The organism is Nocardioides sp. JCM 18998, assembly GCF_055391535.1.
Window position 1 is genome coordinate 400188 of record NZ_AP043886.1, and the last position, 17627, is coordinate 417814.

Below are 17627 nucleotides of genomic sequence, written 5' to 3' on the forward strand. Positions count from 1 at the left end.
CGCAACGCCTCAGCCGTCGAGCTGGGCCCGCAGCCGCTGGAGCAGGTCGTGCGCCGATTCGGCGATGACCGTGCCGGGGAGGAAGACCTCCGCGGCGCCCATCTCCTTGAGGGTGGGAACGTCGTCGGGCGGGATGACGCCGCCGATGACGATCATGATGTCCGGCCGGCCCTGCTCCTCCAGCGCCTGCTTCAGCGCAGGCAGGAGGGTGAGGTGCCCGGCGGCGAGGGAGGAGACACCCACGATGTGGACGTCGGCGTCGACGGCCTGCAGGGCGACCTCCTCCGGGGTGGAGAACAGCGGACCCACGTCGACGTCGAAGCCGAGGTCGGCGAAGGCGGAGACGACGACCTTCTGGCCGCGGTCGTGGCCGTCCTGGCCCATCTTCGCCACGAGGATGCGCGGGCGCCGACCCTCGGCCTCCTCGAACTCCTCGGTCGCGGCGAGCACGGCCTGGACCCTGTTGTCGCCGCCGGACTCACGACTGGCTTCCTCGCGGTACACGCCGGAGATCGTACGGATGACCGCCTGGTGGCGGCCCCACACCTTCTCCATCGCGTCGCTGATCTCGCCGACGGTCGCCTTGGCACGCGCCGCGTTGACGGCCAGCTCCAGCAGGTTGCCGGTGCCCTTCTCGGCCGCGCCGCTGATGTCGGCGAGCGTGGCCTCGACCGCGCGCGGATCGCGCTCGGCGCGCAGCCGCTCGAGCTTGGCGATCTGCTGGCGGTAGACCGAGTCGTTGTCGACCTTGAGCACCTCGAGCGGGTCCTCGGCGGGCAGCCGGTACGTGTTGACGCCGATGACCTTCTGCTGGCCCGAGTCGATCCGGGCCTGGGTACGGGCGGCGGCCTCCTCGATGCGCATCTTCGGGATGCCCTGCTCGATCGCCTTGGCCATGCCACCGGCGGCCTCGGCCTCCTGGATGTGCGCCCAGGCCCGCTCGGCGAGGTCGTGGGTGAGCCGCTCCACGTAGTAGGAGCCGCCCCACGGGTCGATCGTGCCGGTGGTGCCCGATTCCTGCTGCAGCAGCAGCTGGGTGTTGCGAGCGATGCGCGCCGAGAAGTCGGTCGGCAGCGCGATCGCCTCGTCGAGGGCGTTGGTGTGCAGCGACTGGGTGTGGCCCTGCGTCGCCGCCATCGCCTCGATGGCCGTACGCCCGACGTTGTTGAAGACGTCCTGGGCCGTCAGGGACCAGCCCGAGGTCTGGGAGTGCGTCCGCAGCGAGAGCGACTTGGCGTTCTTCGGGTCGAACTCCCGCACCAGCCGCGACCACAGCGCGCGGGCCGCGCGCATCTTGGCGACCTCCATGAAGAAGTTCATGCCGATGGCCCAGAAGAACGACAGCCGCGGCGCGAAGGCGTCGATGTCCAGCCCGGCGGCCCGCCCGGCCCGGATGTACTCGACGCCGTCGGCGAGCGTGTAGGCGAGCTCGAGGTCCGCGGTCGCGCCGGCCTCCTGCATGTGATAGCCGGAGATCGAGATCGAGTTGAACCGGGGCATGTGCTGGGCGGTGTAGCCGAAGATGTCGGAGATGATCCGCATCGACCCGGCGGGCGGGTAGATGTAGGTGTTGCGGACCATGAACTCCTTGAGGATGTCGTTCTGGATCGTCCCCGCGAGCTGCTCGGGCTTCACCCCCTGCTCCTCGGCCGCCGCGATGTAGAGCGCCATCACCGGGAGCACGGCGCCGTTCATCGTCATCGATACCGACATCTCGTCGAGCGGGATGCCCTCGAAGAGGGTGCGGGTGTCGTAGATCGAGTCGATCGCCACCCCGGCCATGCCGACGTCGCCGCGAACGCGCGGGTGGTCGGAGTCGTAGCCGCGGTGGGTGGCCAGGTCGAAGGCGACCGACAGGCCCTTCTGACCGGCGGCGAGGTTGCGGCGGTAGAAGGCGTTGGACTCCTCGGCGGTGGAGAAGCCGGCGTACTGTCGGATGGTCCACGGCTGCGTGGTGTACATCGTCGGGTACGGGCCGCGCAGGAACGGGCTCAGGCCCGGCCAGGTGTCGAGGCCGTCGAGGCCCTCGAGGTCGGCCGGGGTGTAGAGCGGCTTGATGTCGATGCCCTCGGGGCTCTGCCACGCGTCCCGCGAGCCGTGCACGTCCCCCGAGCCTGTCGAGGGGCTGGGCGTCTCGACGAGCTCGGCGTCCGTGGTCGACGGGTCGCTCAGCGGGAGGTCGGCGAAGGACTCGGGGATGCTCATGCGAGTGCCTCTCGAGTGCGGGTGAGGAACGCGAGGGCATCGATGCCCATCGCGCAGTGGTCGTCGGTGTAGTCGGTGGCCTTGCCCGCGACGATCACGCGGGTGGCGCCCCCGGCGCGCAGGGCGTCGGCCGCGACCTGGCCCCACTCGGCGTAGGCCGCGTCGGTGCCGGCGAGGCAGACGACCTTCTGGCCGCGGTAGGCGGCGACGAGGTCCTCGGCGCTCGAGGTGGCGCCGGCGGGGTCGACCGCGACGCCGCCGGCGGCGAAGAGGTTGGTGGCGAAGGTCGCCCGGGCGGTGTGCTGGGCGATGGTGCCCATCGTCGCCAAGAAGACGGGTTCGCTCGCCGGGGCGTCGCGCAAGGCCTCGTACGAGGCGCCGTAGCGGCGAACCCGGTCGTTGAGCGGGTCGCTCGAGCGGACGGGCAGCTCCTCGGCGAGGTTCGGGAACTCCGAGACACCGGTGAGCGGGCGCTTGCGCTTGGCGATCTCGGTCTCGCGCTCGGCGACGACCTCGGCGATCCGCTCCTGGAACCCGCCCAGCCCGTCGCGCTCGATCTGCTGGAACTGCGCCCAGCCGGCGGCGGCCATGTCGGCGGTGAGCTGCTCGACCGCGTACGCCCCACCGGCCGGGTCGGCGACCGCGGCGACGTGGGACTCGTCGATCAGCAGGTGGTTCACGTTGCGAGCGATCCGGCGCCCGAACGCCTCCGGACGGCCGTTGGCGGAGTCGAACGGCAGCACGGTGACCGCGTCCGCTCCCCCGACGCCGGCGGCGAAGGCCGCGACCGTGCCACGCAGCATGTTCACGTACGGGTCGTACTTGCTGAGCATCGGACGCGACGTGGTCGCGTGGATCCGCACCGAGCCGGCGGTGGTCGAGCTCGTCGAGACCCCGGACAGCTCCAGCACCCGCGCCCACAGGATCCGCGCGGCGCGCAGCTTGGCGATGGTCGGGAACTGCTCGTCGGTCGCGGCGAGGCGCAGCTCGATCAGCGGCGCCGCCTCGTCAACCGTGAGCCCGTCGGCGACCAGCGCACGCAGGTAGGTGGTGGCCACGCGCAGGGCGTACCCGAGCTCCTGGGCGTCGCTCGCGCCGAGGTCGTGGACGGCGGTGCCGTCGGCGACGAGGGCCAGGACGCCGGCCTTGCGGGCCAGGGCGGCGATCTCGACGCACTCGGCGGAGTGGTCACGACGCTCCGCGAGGCCGCGCACGCCGGCACTCATCGGGTCGAAGCCGAGGTTGGTCGCCGGGTGCAGGTCGATCCCACGCTCGTCGGCGTAGGCGAGGAAGGCCTTGGCGACCTCGAGAGCCGCGCTGGGTGCGTCCAGCACGACCGGGGCGAGGTCGAGCAGCACCTTGTCGAGCGTCGTGGCGAGGTCGGTGTCGGCGTCGGCCGCAAGCCACAGGCTCGTCACCCCACCGTCGAGGTCGACCAGCGCGGACTCGTTGGCGCGCTTCGCGTCGGGGTCGGCGATGAGGGAGCGGATGTCCCAGGCGCCGGCGCGCGAGGGCCGTACGGAGGAGGTCTCACCACCCGACGCATCAGGGCAGACGCCGAGCGGCGTCACGCCGATTCCGTCGAGGGTGGTCCGGGTCAGCTTCGCCCAGACGGCGGAGTCGGGGTCGCCGTCGGCGATCCGGCCGCTCTTGCGCAGGACGCCTGCGGCCGCGTGCTCCCACTCCTCGCGGGTGTGCGCGTCCTCGGGCTGCGTGAGCTCGATGGAGGTCATGAGCCGCACCCTAGGGAGGCCACGTGGCGTGCGCCACAGGATGTGACCTTTCCTACCTCGGGGTAGGCGCGCGCCCCACTCCCTCGACGCCGTGGCGCGAAGACGCCCGGCCGTGACCTGGGTGATCGCCGACTCCGTCTCCCAGGACCCCGACGTCTGGTCAGCAAGTGCCTCGACACGCTCGAGGAGATGGTGAAGGACAACCAGGCGATCCCGGCCGGGTTCTCCTGCTGGCCGGGCGCCGGCAGCAACCTCGTGCTGCCGAGCGCCACCGGCGCCACGAAGTGACGATGCTGCCGCGGTGCCCGGTGCACCGCGGCAGAGTTCACGCGCCGTCCATCCAGGGCTAGCGCGGAGCACACCCGGCTGTCGCACGCTGAGCGCATGCGCATCGCCCTGGTGACCGACACGTTCTACCCCGCCACCGACGGCGCCACCACGACGCTCAAGGCGATCGCCGACCGGCTCATCGAGGGCGGTCACGAGGTGCGCTTCATCGCCCCGGGACCCGGTCTGCCGAGCTACAACCGCAGCCGTGTCGTCCGGGTCAACCCGCTCGCCAAGCCCGGCGGCCAGGTGCGCGACGCGCTCGCCGCCTTCGATCCCGACCTGGTCCAGGTGATCAACCCCGGCCGCCTCGGCCGCAAGGCGCTCAAGCACGCCCACGCACTCGGCATGCGCACCGTCGCGGTGCAGCAGTCGCCGGTCCCGGACGCCACCGCCGAGCTGTGGCGCACCCGTGTCGCCGATCGCGCCGAGCGTCTCGTCGTCACAGCCCGCTGGATGGTGGAGCGGCTCGCCGAGCTCGACGTCGAGGCCGAGCTCTGGCTGCCCGGCGTCGACAGCGCCGCCTTCGCCCCCACCCTGCGCGACCCCTGGCTGGCCGAGAAGTGGTCGCGCGCCCGCCGCCCGCAGGGCGCCCAGGTCGTCGTCGGTTACGTCGGCGCGCTCGCCAAGCGGCACGGCGTGCGTCAGCTCGCCGAGCTGCGCAATGTCCCGCACGTACGCCCGGTGATCATCGGCGAGGGCACTCAGCGCGGCTGGCTCGAGCAGCGCCTCCCCGATGCCCGCTTCACCGGCCCGCTCACCGCCGGCGACCTGGCCACCGCCATCGCCTCGCTCGACGTGCTGGTCCACCCCGGCACCGCCGAGACCTGCTCGCACTCGCTGCGTGAGGCCGGCGCGTCCGGGCTGCCGGTGATCGCGCCCCGTGCCGGCGGCGCCGTCGGCGTGGTCCACCACCTCGAGACCGGTCTGCTGTACGAGCCGGGCGACGAGCGCGGGCTGGGCGACGCGATCGCCTCGGTCGCCGCCGACCCGCAGCGTCGCCTTCTCGGGGGGCGCGGCCGCGAGTTGGCGCTCGCCCGTACCTGGCGCGACGCCGTGGACGAGCTGGTCGCCCCCTACGTTCCGAGCCGCGTCTGAGTTCCCGCCAGCAGGTGAGGGCTTCCTAACCGGGCGTATGTCACACCCACCCCGGCTGCTGGCACGGCTGTGATCGCGGTAACGTGCCCTTTCGTGGCAACGACCGAACTCGTCAAGGGAGTGCGCGCGACGCGCTCGACGATCGCGCTGAAGCTGGCCATGGCCACCAGTGGGATCATCTTCATCCTCTTCGTGCTCCTGCACATGTACGGCAACCTGAAGGCCTTCGCCGGCCACGATGCCTACAACACGTATGCGGAGCACCTGCGAACGCTGGGCACGCCGATGCTCCCCCACAGCGGTGCGCTGTGGATCATCCGCGTCGTCCTGATCGTCTCCCTGATCGTGCACGTGGCCTCGGCCACGGCGCTGTGGCGGCGCGCCAACCGCGCCCGCAGCACGAAGTACCAGGTGAAGAAGAACGTCGCGTCCTCGCTCTCCAGCCGCACGATGCGCTGGGGCGGCCTGACGATCCTCCTCTTCCTGATCTGGCACCTGGTCAACTTCACCATCGGCAAGGTCAACATCAGCGGCGGGGCGACCAACGACCCGTACAACCTGCTCGTCGACACGTTCAAGTCGCAGGGCGGCTGGATGACCGCGATCTACCTGATCGCGATGCTGGCGCTCGCCTTCCACCTGCACCACGGCGTCTTCAGCGCCTGCCAGACGCTCGGCCTGACCAACAACGCCGTGTCCCGCTCCCGTGCGCGCATCGCCGGCTGGGTGGTCGCGATCGTGATCGCCGGCGGCTTCTCGCTGGTTCCGCTGTTCGTCGTCTTCGGCGTCATCACCAAGTAAGGGATTCACCGTGGCTTCCTCCACCGCAGACCTCTCTGGCCTGGTCGCGCACAACGAGCCGTCGGTCCAGGTCTCCGACGACGCTGCCGGCTTCTACACGCTCGGCGACAAGCTCGTCGACCCGAAGGCCCCCACCGGTCCGATCGCGACCCGCTGGACCAACCGCAAGTTCGACAACCGCCTGGTCAACCCGGCCAACCGCCGCAAGCTCGACGTGATCATCGTCGGCACGGGTCTCGCCGGTGGCGCCGCCGCCGCGACGCTCGGCGAGGCCGGCTACAACGTCAAGTCGTTCTTCTACCAGGACTCCCCCCGCCGCGCGCACTCGATCGCGGCCCAGGGCGGCATCAACGCGGCGAAGAACTACAAGGAGGACGGCGACTCGGTCTACCGCCTCTTCTACGACACCGTGAAGGGCGGCGACTACCGCGCCCGCGAGTCGAACGTCTACCGCCTCGCCGAGGTCTCGGCGAACATCATCGACCAGTGCGTCGCCCAGGGCGTCCCGTTCGCCCGCGAGTACGGCGGCCTGCTCGACAACCGCTCCTTCGGCGGCGTCCAGGTCTCCCGTACGTTCTACGCGCGTGGCCAGACGGGCCAGCAGCTGCTGCTCGGCGCCTACCAGGCGCTCGAGCGCCAGGTGGCCGCCGGCACCGTGACCCCGTACTCGCGCCACGAGATGCTCGACGTGATCATCGTCGACGGCAAGGCGCGCGGCATCATCGCCCGCGACATGGTCACCGGCGAGATCGAGACCCACCTGGCCGACGTCGTGGTCCTGGCCACCGGTGGCTACGGCAACGTCTACTACCTCTCGACCAACGCGATGGGCTCCAACGTCACCGCCGCGTGGCGTGCGCACCGCAAGGGCGCCTTCATGGCGAACCCCTGCTACACGCAGATCCACCCGACCTGCATCCCGGTGACCGGCGCGCACCAGTCGAAGCTGACGCTGATGTCGGAGTCGCTGCGTAACGACGGCCGGATGTGGGTGCCGAAGAACGCCGCCGACTGCGCGAAGGACCCGCGGGACATCCCCGAGGAGGACCGCGACTACTTCCTGGAGCGGATCTACCCGTCCTTCGGCAACCTGGTCCCCCGCGACATCGCTTCGCGTGCCGCCAAGTACATGTGCGACGAGGGTCGCGGTGTCGGTCCCGAGGTCGACGAGAAGGACCAGGACGGCAACGACGTCAAGCGTCGCCGTGGCGTCTACCTCGACCTCGGCGCGGCCATCCAGCGCCTCGGCAAGGAGGCCATCGAGGAGAAGTACGACAACCTCCTCGACATGTACGAGCGCATCACCGGCGAGGACCCGTACCAGCTCCCGATGCGCATCTACCCCGCCGTGCACTACGTCATGGGCGGCCTGTGGGTCGGCTACGACCTGCAGACCAACATCGACGGCCTGTTCTGCGCCGGCGAGGCGAACTTCTCCGACCACGGCGCGAACCGCCTCGGTGCCTCGGCGCTGATGCAGGGTCTGTCCGACGGCTACTTCGTCCTCCCGAACACCATCCGCGACTACCTCGCCGACGGCCCGTTCGAGAAGATCGCCGAGGACCACCCCGCCGTGGTCGAGGCCCGTGCGGGCGTCGAGGCCCAGATCGAGCGGTTCATGTCGATCAACGGCACCCGCTCGGTCGAGTCCTTCCACAAGGAGCTCGGCCTGATCATGTGGGAGTACTGCGGCATGGAGCGGACGAAGGAGGGCCTCACCGAGGCCATCGCCAAGATCCGCGCCCTCAAGCAGGAGTTCTGGACCAACGTGAAGGTGCTCGGCTCGGCCGAGTCCCTCAACCAGGACCTCGAGAAGGCCGGTCGCGTCATCGACTTCATCGAGCTCGGCGAGCTCATGTGCATCGACGCGCTCAACCGTCGCGAGTCCTGCGGCGGTCACTTCCGCGCCGAGTCCCAGACCCCCGAGGGCGAGGCCCTGCGTCACGACGAGGAGTTCGCCTACGTCGCCGCCTGGGAGTGGGGTGGCGACTCGCTCGAGGGCCACGACCCGATCCTGCACAAGGAAGACCTGATCTACACCGCCATCGAGATGAAGCAGCGGAGCTACAAGTGAACCTCACCCTCAAGATCTGGCGGCAGGCCAACGCCACCGCTGCCGGTGCGATGCACACCTACACGCTCGATGGCGTGTCCTCGGACATGTCCTTCCTGGAGATGCTCGACCTCCTCAACGAGCAGCTGCTGCACAGCGGCGAGGAGCCGATCGCGTTCGACTCGGACTGTCGCGAGGGCATCTGCGGCATGTGCTCCCTGATGATCAACGGCCAGGCGCACGGCCCCGAGGTCACCACGACCTGCCAGCTGCACATGCGGTCCTTCAAGGACGGCGACACGATCACCATCGAGCCGTGGCGTGCCGACCCGTTCCCGGTCGTCAAGGACCTGATCGTCGACCGCTCCGCGTTCGACCGGATCATCTCCAACGGCGGCTACATCTCGGCCAACACCGGCTCGGCCCCGGAGGCCAACTCGGTGCCGGCTCCGCGTGACAAGGCGCAGCGCGCCTTCAACGTGGCGACCTGCATCGGCTGCGGCGCCTGCGTCGCTGCCTGCCCCAACGGCTCGGCCTCGCTGTTCCTCGGCGCCAAGATCACCCACCTGGGTGAGCTGCCGCAGGGCCAGCCGGAGCGCTACTCCCGCGTCGCCACCATGGTCGCCCAGCACGACCACGAGGGCTTCGGTGGCTGCACCAACATCGGCGAGTGCGCCGCGGCGTGCCCGAAGGAGATCCCGCTCGACGTGATCTCCCAGCTCAACAAGGACCTGCGCGACTCGATCAAGCAGGGTCACTGAGCATCTAGCAGGACGTACGAAGGGCCGCTCCCCTGGTGGGGAGCGGCCCTTCTGTCATCTCGGAGGGCGGGTCCGCCGGTTGACACACGGGCGGGGCACGATCGCCGCGCGTGTGGCGGAGTGACGGCGCCCGGTCCGGGGACCGGTGCGATCTCGCCGCACGTGTGGCGTGGTGGTCGCTGGGTCCCGCTCAGTCCTGCGAGGCGATCGCGCCGACTCCCTTGCCGATCAACAGGCCGCCGATCGCGGTGTTCGCGACGATGAGCCCGGCGTGCGCGAGGTAGTAGGCACGCGGGCGATCCTGCGTCGGGTCGGCGGCGGTCCTTCGCAGGTTGCGGGCGAAGTTGCCCCAGATGCCGATGTTCCAGACCCCGATGCCGAGCAGCAGGGCGCCGTCCTTCTTCGTCATGGCGTCAACCTACCGAGGCGATCCCAACGGCGGTCGTGGCGGTGGCAGGCCCGGTCAGGCGACCGTCGTGGTGCCGCCGCCGGGCAGGGGTAACACGGTGTTCGGCAGGGGTAACACGATGTTCGGCGGGGGTAACACGATGTTCGCCGGGGGTAGCAGCCGGTTGCAACAGGCTGCTACCCCCGTGGACATCGTGTTACCCCCACCCCGGGCCGCCACCAGGATGCCGACCGCCGCGGTCGGACCTACCCGGCCAGCGCCTCCCGGGCGAACAAGAGGTAGACCGCCGCGGTCCAGGTGTAGGCCCGGTCGCGCAGGCCCTCCCCCGTCATCGCGTCGAAGTTCTCCGCGAAGCCGGAGCGCTCGCACAGCTGCAGGAAGCGGGTACGGACCACGTCGGCGAGCTCGGCGAATCCGGAGGCCCGCAGGCCGTCCTCGATGATCGCGGTCGACGGGGCCCAGATCGGGCCGCGCCAGTAGCCGTCGTCCTCGTAGAGCGGCGAGTCGACCGGCTCGGTGGCCGGCCCCCACGCGGTGAGGTGCGCGTCGAGCCGGGTCCGCAGCGCCGAGCGGATCTCCGCCGGCAGTCGGTCGCCCAGGACGAGCGGCAGCAGGTTGAGCAGGCTGGTGGCGGTGCTGCGCTGCCCCGAGAGCGCGCCGACGGCGATCAGCTCGGTCCCGGTCCACAGCTCGCCGACCAGCGCGGTGAGCAGCTCGTCGCGGATCCGCTTCCACTCCCCCGTCTCGGCGGCCGGCCGGCCGAGCTCCTCGCCCAGCTCGCCAAGCACTTCGAGCTGGAGGACCAGGAAGGCGGCCAGGTCGGGGGCCTCGAGGACGCGGTCGCGATCGAAGGTCGTGGCGTTGTCCCAGCCGCTGTCGTTGCCGTGCTGGTAGTACGGCAGCGCGTGCCCGGGGCGGCGACGGTGGTCGAGCCAGAAGCGCGACCACCGGGCGAGCCGGTCGTACGTCTCCTCGAGCTCGCCGGCCGTGAGCGGGCGCGCGAGGGTCGCGCGCAGGCGCCGCAGGGCCCAGCCGTGGATCGGCGGCTTCACGTAGTTGCGCAGCACCTCGGAGTGGGTGATCGAGTCGGGCAGCGCCCCGGTCGCGTCCTGGTGGTCGAACGGTGCGAGGAACTGATCGATCGCCGTCTCCGGGCGCCCGGCGGCGAGCGCGAGCGCGTTGAAGCAGTGGTCCCAGCTCCAGAGCTTGTCCATCCAGTGCTTCGACATCAGCACCGACTCGCGGCCCATGAAGCCCTCGGCGTCGACGGTCGCGGACCACAACACATAGGCCGCCAGCGTGACGGCCGGGGTCTCCTCAGTACGCCACGGCGCGATCGCATCCACGTAGTCGGCGAACGCGGCAGCGGAGGAGGTGACCACCTCGTCGAAGGTGAGCGTCGAGACGTACGGAGGGGCGGCGGTGGTGATCTCCTCGAGGGCGGCCTCCCACCCTCCGCCGTCGGCGCCGAGCACGACGACCCGCTCGGCGACGCCGAGCGCCTCGGCCCCGATCAGCTCCATCGCACCGGCGAGCGAGGTGACGCGGTAGCGCTGGCCGGTCTCGTACGAGGTGAAGACGGCGGCGCCGTCGACCGGGTCGGTGACGAGGTAGGTGCCCGTCATGGGTGTCAGGCCGCCGGCCGCATCCACGAGGCGCAGGCCGAGGCCGGTGCCGCGCAGCCGTACGGTCGACGTGCCGTCGAATGCCGCCTCGACGACGCCGGCATCCGACGTCCACGCGAACCGGGCCGGCGAGGCCGCCCAGGTCGTGTCCTGCTCAGCGCCGGCGCGCACAGGCCGCAGCGCCAGTACGCCGTGCATCCCGGTCTTGTGCGAGACCAGGTGGACGGTGTCGGTGCGGTGGTGGAGCCCCACCACCGGGGAGAGGTTGATCCAGGCCCCACGGTGCGAGAACGGGATCTCACGGATGTCGAAGGTCTCGGTCACGATCGCCTCAGCTCCGCGGGAGCCAGACCCGCATCGCGGACGGACCGCGATTGGCCCAGCGCTGGTACGGGATCAGGGCCGCCTCGGCGGTGGCGGTGACGGGTGCGGCCGCCTCGGCGCCGTACGGCCAGCCGTCCGCTGACGCGTGCGCCTCGACGGTGATCGCGGCGCCGTCGTCGGTGATCCGCAGCGTCGACGGGTCGGCCGTGACGGTGTCGAACTCCCAGCCGGCCGGCAGGTCCACCGACTCCAGGGCGAGCACGAGCGGGCCACGCTCGACCGCGAACGTGCCTCGGACGGCGTCGATCCGCGGGTCCGGGTGGACGGCGCGCGCCTCGATCGGCAGGCCGACCGACACCTTCTCCCCGGGCGCGAAGACCCGGTCGATGGCCAGGTAGCCGTCGACGACGTCGGCCTGCTCGGCACCGGAGAGCTCGGCGGGGCCGGCCGCCCATGCGGGCAGCCGGAGGCTGATCGACACCGGCGAGGTCGGCGCCTCGAGGATCTCGACGTGCACGGTGCCGTGGTACGGGTAGCCGCTGGCGACCCGGACGTGCAGCGTGCCCCCGGCGACCTCCGTACGGACGTGGTAGTCGCCGTACTGGTGCAGCTGGATGCCTCGCTCGCCCGCGGTGGCGAAGTAGAGGTGGACGCTGGCCAGCGTCCGCGCGACGTTGGTCGGGCAGCAGGACACGTCGAACCAGGGCGAGCGCATGCCGCCACCCTCCACCCGATGACCGGCCAGCTCGTCGTCGCCGGCCTCGGCGCCCGGCACCCGCTGGTGCAGGGTGTTGGCGTAGAAGAACGCCCGGCCGTCCTCGCGCGGGGAGGTCAGCACGTTGTTGAGCAGCACCCGCTCCATCGCCGCGGCGTGACCGGCGGCGCCGGTGCTGAGCAGCAGGCGCCAGTTGAGCATCGCCGACGCGATGCCGGCGCAGGTCTCGGCGTAGGCGCGGTCCGGCGGCAGCTCGTGGTCGAGGCCGAAGGACTCGTCGCGCCGGTGCGAGCCGACGGCACCGGTGACGTACGTCCGGGCGGCGCGGGCGGCGGCCTCCTGGCGCCGGACGGCGGCGAGCAAATCGTCGTCGCCGGTCTCGACGGCGACGTCGGCGGCGCCGGCGGCGAGGTAGAGCGCGCGGACGGCGTGGCCGCTCAGCGTGGTCGCCTCCCGGACGGGGACGGTGTCCTGGAAGTAGGCGCGGCCGAAGTCGATCTGGCGCAGCGTCTTGTGGCCGCGGCGCTCGACGAAGAGGCCGGCGAGCTCGAGGTAGCGCTCCTCGCCGGTCGCCCGGCCGAGCTCGACCAGGGCCATCTCGATCTCCGGGTGGCCGCAGACGGCGGGACGACCGGTGGGCCCGAAGGCGTCGTACAGGTGGTCGGCGAGCCGTCGGGCGACGGCCGGCAGGACGTCGTCGTGACCGGTGCGCAGACGCGCCACGGCGGCCTGGATCAGGTGGCCGAAGCAGTAGAGCTCGTGGCCCCACTCGAGGTCGGAGTAGCGGGCGGGCTGACCCGGGCGGCCGAAGCTGGTGTGCAGATAGCCGTCGGCCTCCTGCGCCGCAGCGACCCGGTCGACCAGCGCCAGATACGTCCGCTCGAGCTCGGCGGAGGGCCGGCGGCCGAGCTCCCAGGCCATCGCCTCGAGGAGCTTGTAGGCCTCGGAGTCGACGAACTCGATCCCGGCGTGGTCACCGGCGATGGTGCCGGCGGCCGCGCGATCGAAGTTGCCGATCCAGCCGATCCGCTCCATCCACTGCCGGCAGTGCTCGAGGATGACGTCGGCGTTGAGCTGCTGCTTGTGCGCCCAGTAGCCGCCGTCGATCCAGATCTCGGTGCTCGAGAGCGGTCGCAGGGCAGAGCGGGAGGGACCGACCGGGCCGCCGGTCGGCTTGAGGGAGGTCATGGCGGTTCAGTCCTTCACAGCGCCGGCGGTCAGACCGGCGGCGACGTAGCGCTGGGCGATGACGAGCAGGAGCCCGGTGGGAATGGAGGCGAGCACGGCGGTCGCCATCAGCTCGCCCCACTGGAGGTTCTGCGAGCCGATGTAGTCGTAGAGGCCCATCGTGATCGGGCGCCGGTCGCCGCTGCGGTTGAGCGTGGAGGCGAACAGGAAGTCCGACCAGGCCCAGATGAACGCGAACAGGCCGACCGTGACAGCGGCGTTGCGCGACAGCGGCAGCACGATGCCGAGGAAGGTGCGCCCGTACGACGCGCCGTCGACGTGTGCGGCCTCGAGCAGCTCGCGCGGGATGCCGGCCATGAAGGCGGTGAAGAGCATCACCGCGAACGGCACCGCGATCGTGGAGTCGGCCAGGATCAGGCCGCCCACGGTGTCGAGCATGCCGAGGTCGTTGTAGACGCTGTAGAAGCCGAGCGCCATCACGACGGCGGGGATCATCTGGGCGACGATCAGCAGGAAGTTGATCAGGCGGCGACCGGGCACGAAGAGCTTCGACAGCGCGTAGCCCGCCGGCGCCGAGATGAGCAGGGTCAGCGCGACGGTGCCGAGACCGATCACGACGCTGGTCCCGAGGTAGGGCAGCTGGTCCTGGAGCACGGTGCGGTAGTGCTCGAAGGTGAACGCCTTCGGGTAGAGCGACCCGTCCCGGATCGCGCTGCGCTCGGTGAGCGAGACGTTGATCATCCAGTAGAGCGGGAAGAGCATCACCGCGGTGAAGGCGACGCCGAGGACCGTCTTCCACCAGACGCGACGGTCGTGCGTACGGACGGCGGGCATCTCAGGCCTCCTGCTTGCGCTGGACGAAGAGGTAGACGAAGCCCATCAGGAGGGCGACGAGCAGCAGGATCGAGCCGACGACCGAGGCCTCGGAGTACTTGATCACCGCCGAGGCGCCCTTGCCGAACGCCATCGAGTACGCCCAGGTGGCGAGGGTCTGCGATGTGCCTGTGCCCATCGTCATGATCCAGATGATGTCGACGACCTTGAGCGTGTAGACGAAGCCGAGGAGCAGGGTGATCGCACTGACCGGCTTGAGCAGCGGGAACGTGATGCTCCAGAACTGCCGCCAGGGGGTCGCGCCGTCGATCGCGGCGGCCTCGTAGAGGTCGGGCGAGATGTTCTGCAGCCCGGAGTAGAGGATCACCAGGTTGAACGGCACGCCGAGCCAGATGTTGGCGATGATCACCGCCCACAGCGAGTGGTCGCTGTTGAGCCACCAGACCGGGTCGATGCCGACGACGCCGAGCAGCCGGTTGATCACGCCGGAGTCGGCGTCCATCATCCACTGCCAGGTGGTCCCGGAGACGATGATCGGCAGCAGCCACGGCACCAGGAACAGGCCGCGCAGCAGGCCCGAGAGCGGGAAGTACCGCTGGAAGAAGACCGCCAGCGAGAGCCCGATCGTGTACTGGAAGACCAGCGAGACGAGAACGAAGGTCACGGTGTGCCAGACCGTCGGCCAGAACAGCGGCGAGGCGATCACCTCGCGATAGATCGCGGATCCCGCCCACGGCGCCTGGCCCGTCACGTACGTCGCCCGGGTGAACCGGTGCAGGCTCATCGAGACGTTCTCGTACAGGGGGTAGGCGTAGAAGAGCACCATGTAGGCGATCAACGGGGCGATGAAGCCGATGCCCGCGAGCACTCCGGGGCGGAGCCTGCGCCGGGTCGCGGTGGTCGTGTCGCCGACGCGCGCCCTGCGCGTGGTGGCTGACTTCTCGAGAAGGGTCATGCTCATCCGTCCAACTGGTCTGCTGCTTCCCCGGGTGGTGACGGCCGCGAGCGCGCGGCCGTCACCACCGAGGTCTTACCGGAGCCTTACTGGAGCGACGCGGCGGCGTCCTGGAACGCCTTCTTCACCGAGTCGGCGTCGCCGGCGGCGTTCAGCGCGGCCTGCTCGGCCGTGGAGAGCGCACCCGAGGTGGCGGTGTAGTCCGGACCCAGGTCGGTCGTACGGCCCTGCGCGCTGGTGATGGCGTTGGCCCACGGCGTCCAGATCGGGTCGGAGGCGATCTGCGTCTGGCGCTCGTCGGCGTTGGCAGCGAAGTAGCCGAGCTGGTCGTCGGTCTTGACCTGGTTGCCCTGCCCGACGAGGCAGTCGATGATCTGCTTGGCCGCGTCGTAGTGTGCCGAGGCGTTGTCCTTCTGCAGCGGCGCGACGGCGAACTCGCCACCGGTCGGGACCGGGGCGGCGCCGCCGTCCTTGCCCGGGATCGGGATCATGACGGCCTTGAACTTCTGCTCGCTGGCCGCCTTGGCGAACCACGAGCCGTTCTCGGCGAACGCGTACTTGCCGGTCAGGAACAGGTCCCACGAGGCCGACTGGTTGTCGGTCGCGGTCGACTTCGGGGCGTAGCCCTTGCCGATCCAGTCCGAGACCAGCTGGCCGGCCTCGACGGCGGCGTCGGAGCCCGGCTCCTGCAGCTTCGCGCCGGCGCCCCAGAACCACGGCAGGAACTGGAAGGTGCCCTCCTCGCCGGAGATGCCGGAGAAGGTGATGCCGCCGTCGCCGGCGGCCTTGACCTTGGCGAGCGCCGCGTTGAGCGAGGCCCAGTCCTTGACGCTGGCCGGGTCGACGCCGTCCTTCTTCAGGATGTCCTCGTTGTAGTAGAGGCCGAGGGTGTTGGCACCGATCGGGACGCCGTACGAGACGCCGTCGACCGTGCCGGGGCCGGCGAGGTTCGCGTCCGGGCCGGTGGTGTCGATGCCGGCGTCGCTGGCCGAGGCGAGCAGACCCGAGGCGGCGGCATCCGGGACGGCGGGGTTGTCGAGGAGCACGACGTCGGGCGCGGTGCCCTCCTTGACGGCCGTGGTGAGCTCGTTGAGGACGTCACCGTTCGGCACCGCGGTGCGCTTCAGGGTGGTGCCCGCCGGGGCGCACGCCTCGACGTACTTGGCCCAGTCGGAGGAGTCGTCGTACTGCGGGTAGGGATCCCAGTACGTCACCTCGGTGAGGGCCTTGTCGCTTCCCGAGGAGCCGGCGCTGTTGTCCGACGACCCGCTGCCGCAGGCAGCCAGGGTGACAACCGCGAGGGCTGCACAGGCCGCCGTGGCCAACGTGCGCTTGCTGTTCATCTCTTCCTCCTTGGTGGTGCCGACCCTCGGAGACCAGCGTCGAACCGGTTCGACACCGGATCAACGCCTCACGAGGGGCTGCGCGTGATGTGAGCCACACTCTTACGCCTGGGAGATGGGCTGTCAAGAAGCAATCGTCGAATCGGTTCGCTAAATCTGGGACTGTGACCATCCCGTGATCTTGTGACGGTGCTCTCAGGGCCGAGTGCCGCGACCGGCGGGCGCGCCGGTGCTTCCGTGGTCGACGATCTCCGGGGAGAGCAGCCGCACGACATGTGGCTCCTTGGCTGCGGTCGTGCTCTCGATCCGCCGCACCAGGTGGCGTACCGCCATCCGGCCGAGCCGGTCGGGCGCGCTCTCCACGAAGGAGTAGGGCAGCGAGAACGTGCGCGCGAACTCGTCGGAGTAGCGACCGATCACCGACAGGTCGCCCGGCGCGGTCAGCCCGCGCGACTGCAGGACCGAGGGCAGCGCCGCCACCGCCGCCTCGTTGTTCAGGATGAGCCCGGTCGCCGCCGGATGGGCGTCGAGCAGGGCCTCGAGCTCGCGGCCGATCTCGGGCTGGCGGGCCGAGCCGTACACGGTGTGCAGGGTGATCCCCCGCAGCGCGGCCTGCTCCGCGGCCGCGTCACGCAGGCGCCACACGTAGGCGCCACCGCGCTCCAGCACGTGCTCGGGCTGGGAGATTAGGATCAGCTCGCGGTGACCGAGCTTGTGGAGGTGCTCGACCATCATCCGGCCGGCCTCCTCGAAGTCGAGGTCGAACACGTCGACCCCGGAGCAGTCGTGGGGCAGCCCGACCAGGGCGGCGGGCTGGGCCGCCGCGCGCAGCACCGGAAGGCGGTCGTCGGTCTCGGCCACGTTGAGCAGGACCACGCCGTCGACCATCCGCGACTGGGTGATCCGCTCCAGGGCCTGGATCTGCTTCTCGTCGGTGACCAGCAGGATGTCGTAGCCCAGCTCGCGGGCGGTGTCCGAGACACCCATGATGTATTGCAGCATCGCCGGCGCGAACTCGTCGGGCAGGAACTGCGCGAGCAGCGCGAGCACCATCGTCTGCGAGGTCGCCAACGCTCGGGCGCCCGCGTTCGGCGTGTAGCCGAGGTCGCGGACCGCGTCCTCGACCCGCTGCCGGACCTCGTCGGAGATCGCCCGCTTGCCCGACAGGGCGTACGACGCTGTGCTGCGCGAGACGCCTGCCGCCTTGGCGACATCGCCGATCGTCGCCATGACTACCTCCCGCGACAGATTCGAAT

Annotated in this window: 13 protein-coding genes; 4 read left to right on the top strand and 9 right to left on the bottom strand. The window is 70.5% G+C overall.

All coding sequences use genetic code 11. The features are described 5' to 3' along the window. Positions 1 to 9 precede the first annotated feature (9 nt). Together scpA and ACZ5L9_RS01940 are read right to left on the bottom strand one after the other, a co-directional pair. Entirely contained in the window at positions 10 to 2205 is a 2196-nt protein-coding gene (gene scpA / locus ACZ5L9_RS01935) for a methylmalonyl-CoA mutase (RefSeq protein WP_464533077.1), read from the bottom strand. Further along, complete coding sequence (locus tag ACZ5L9_RS01940; RefSeq protein WP_464533079.1) at positions 2202 to 3938, bottom strand: methylmalonyl-CoA mutase family protein; 1737 nt, start codon at positions 3936 to 3938, stop codon at positions 2202 to 2204. Before ACZ5L9_RS01940 ends, scpA begins: the two co-directional genes overlap by 4 nt. 384 nt (positions 3939 to 4322) lie before the next feature. Between ACZ5L9_RS01940 and ACZ5L9_RS01945 the strand changes: the two genes are divergently transcribed. The 4 genes from ACZ5L9_RS01945 to ACZ5L9_RS01960 all read left to right on the top strand — a co-directional run bounded on the left by ACZ5L9_RS01945 (position 4323) and on the right by ACZ5L9_RS01960 (position 8978). After that, positions 4323 to 5363, top strand: a complete 1041-nt coding sequence (locus ACZ5L9_RS01945; protein ID WP_464533081.1) for a glycosyltransferase — start codon at positions 4323 to 4325, stop codon at positions 5361 to 5363. Between the two features lie 93 nt (positions 5364 to 5456). After that, positions 5457 to 6164 (top strand): succinate dehydrogenase cytochrome b subunit, encoded by a 708-nt coding sequence (locus ACZ5L9_RS01950; protein WP_464533084.1) that lies wholly within the window; start codon positions 5457 to 5459, stop codon positions 6162 to 6164. A gap of 40 nt (positions 6165 to 6204) precedes the next feature. Continuing rightward, positions 6205 to 8238: a fumarate reductase/succinate dehydrogenase flavoprotein subunit gene (locus ACZ5L9_RS01955; RefSeq protein WP_464536788.1), complete on the top strand. Its 2034-nt coding sequence runs from the start codon at positions 6205 to 6207 to the stop codon at positions 8236 to 8238. After that, positions 8235 to 8978 (top strand): succinate dehydrogenase/fumarate reductase iron-sulfur subunit, encoded by a 744-nt coding sequence (locus ACZ5L9_RS01960; protein WP_464533087.1) that lies wholly within the window; start codon positions 8235 to 8237, stop codon positions 8976 to 8978. Before ACZ5L9_RS01955 ends, ACZ5L9_RS01960 begins: the two co-directional genes overlap by 4 nt. 190 nt (positions 8979 to 9168) lie before the next feature. Here the strand turns inward: ACZ5L9_RS01960 and ACZ5L9_RS01965 are convergent, their stop codons facing one another. The 7 genes from ACZ5L9_RS01965 to ACZ5L9_RS01995 all read right to left on the bottom strand — a co-directional run bounded on the left by ACZ5L9_RS01965 (position 9169) and on the right by ACZ5L9_RS01995 (position 17601). Then, the gene (locus ACZ5L9_RS01965) at positions 9169 to 9387 is read right to left on the bottom strand and encodes an SCO4848 family membrane protein (RefSeq protein ID WP_464533089.1); all 219 of its coding nucleotides are present in this window, start codon (positions 9385 to 9387) and stop codon (positions 9169 to 9171) included. 245 nt (positions 9388 to 9632) lie between these two features. Then, positions 9633 to 11336 carry an amylo-alpha-1,6-glucosidase gene (locus tag ACZ5L9_RS01970; protein ID WP_464533092.1) on the bottom strand — a complete coding sequence of 568 codons (1704 nt, stop codon included), beginning with the start codon at positions 11334 to 11336 and terminating at the stop codon, positions 9633 to 9635. Positions 11337 to 11343: 7 nt separating this feature from the next. Beyond that, positions 11344 to 13239 carry a glycoside hydrolase family 127 protein gene (locus ACZ5L9_RS01975; protein ID WP_464533095.1) on the bottom strand — a complete coding sequence of 632 codons (1896 nt, stop codon included), beginning with the start codon at positions 13237 to 13239 and terminating at the stop codon, positions 11344 to 11346. A gap of 6 nt (positions 13240 to 13245) precedes the next feature. Continuing rightward, entirely contained in the window at positions 13246 to 14073 is an 828-nt protein-coding gene (locus ACZ5L9_RS01980) for a carbohydrate ABC transporter permease (protein WP_464533098.1), read from the bottom strand. Between the two features lies 1 nt (position 14074). Then, positions 14075 to 15028, bottom strand: a complete 954-nt coding sequence (locus ACZ5L9_RS01985; RefSeq protein ID WP_464533100.1) for a carbohydrate ABC transporter permease — start codon at positions 15026 to 15028, stop codon at positions 14075 to 14077. Between the two features lie 86 nt (positions 15029 to 15114). Further along, a complete protein-coding gene (locus tag ACZ5L9_RS01990; RefSeq protein WP_464533103.1) occupies positions 15115 to 16371 on the bottom strand; it encodes a sugar ABC transporter substrate-binding protein in 1257 nt (418 codons plus the stop codon). A 195-nt stretch (positions 16372 to 16566) separates the two neighbouring features. Next, entirely contained in the window at positions 16567 to 17601 is a 1035-nt protein-coding gene (locus ACZ5L9_RS01995) for a LacI family DNA-binding transcriptional regulator (RefSeq protein ID WP_464533107.1), read from the bottom strand. Positions 17602 to 17627: the final 26 nt, after the last annotated feature.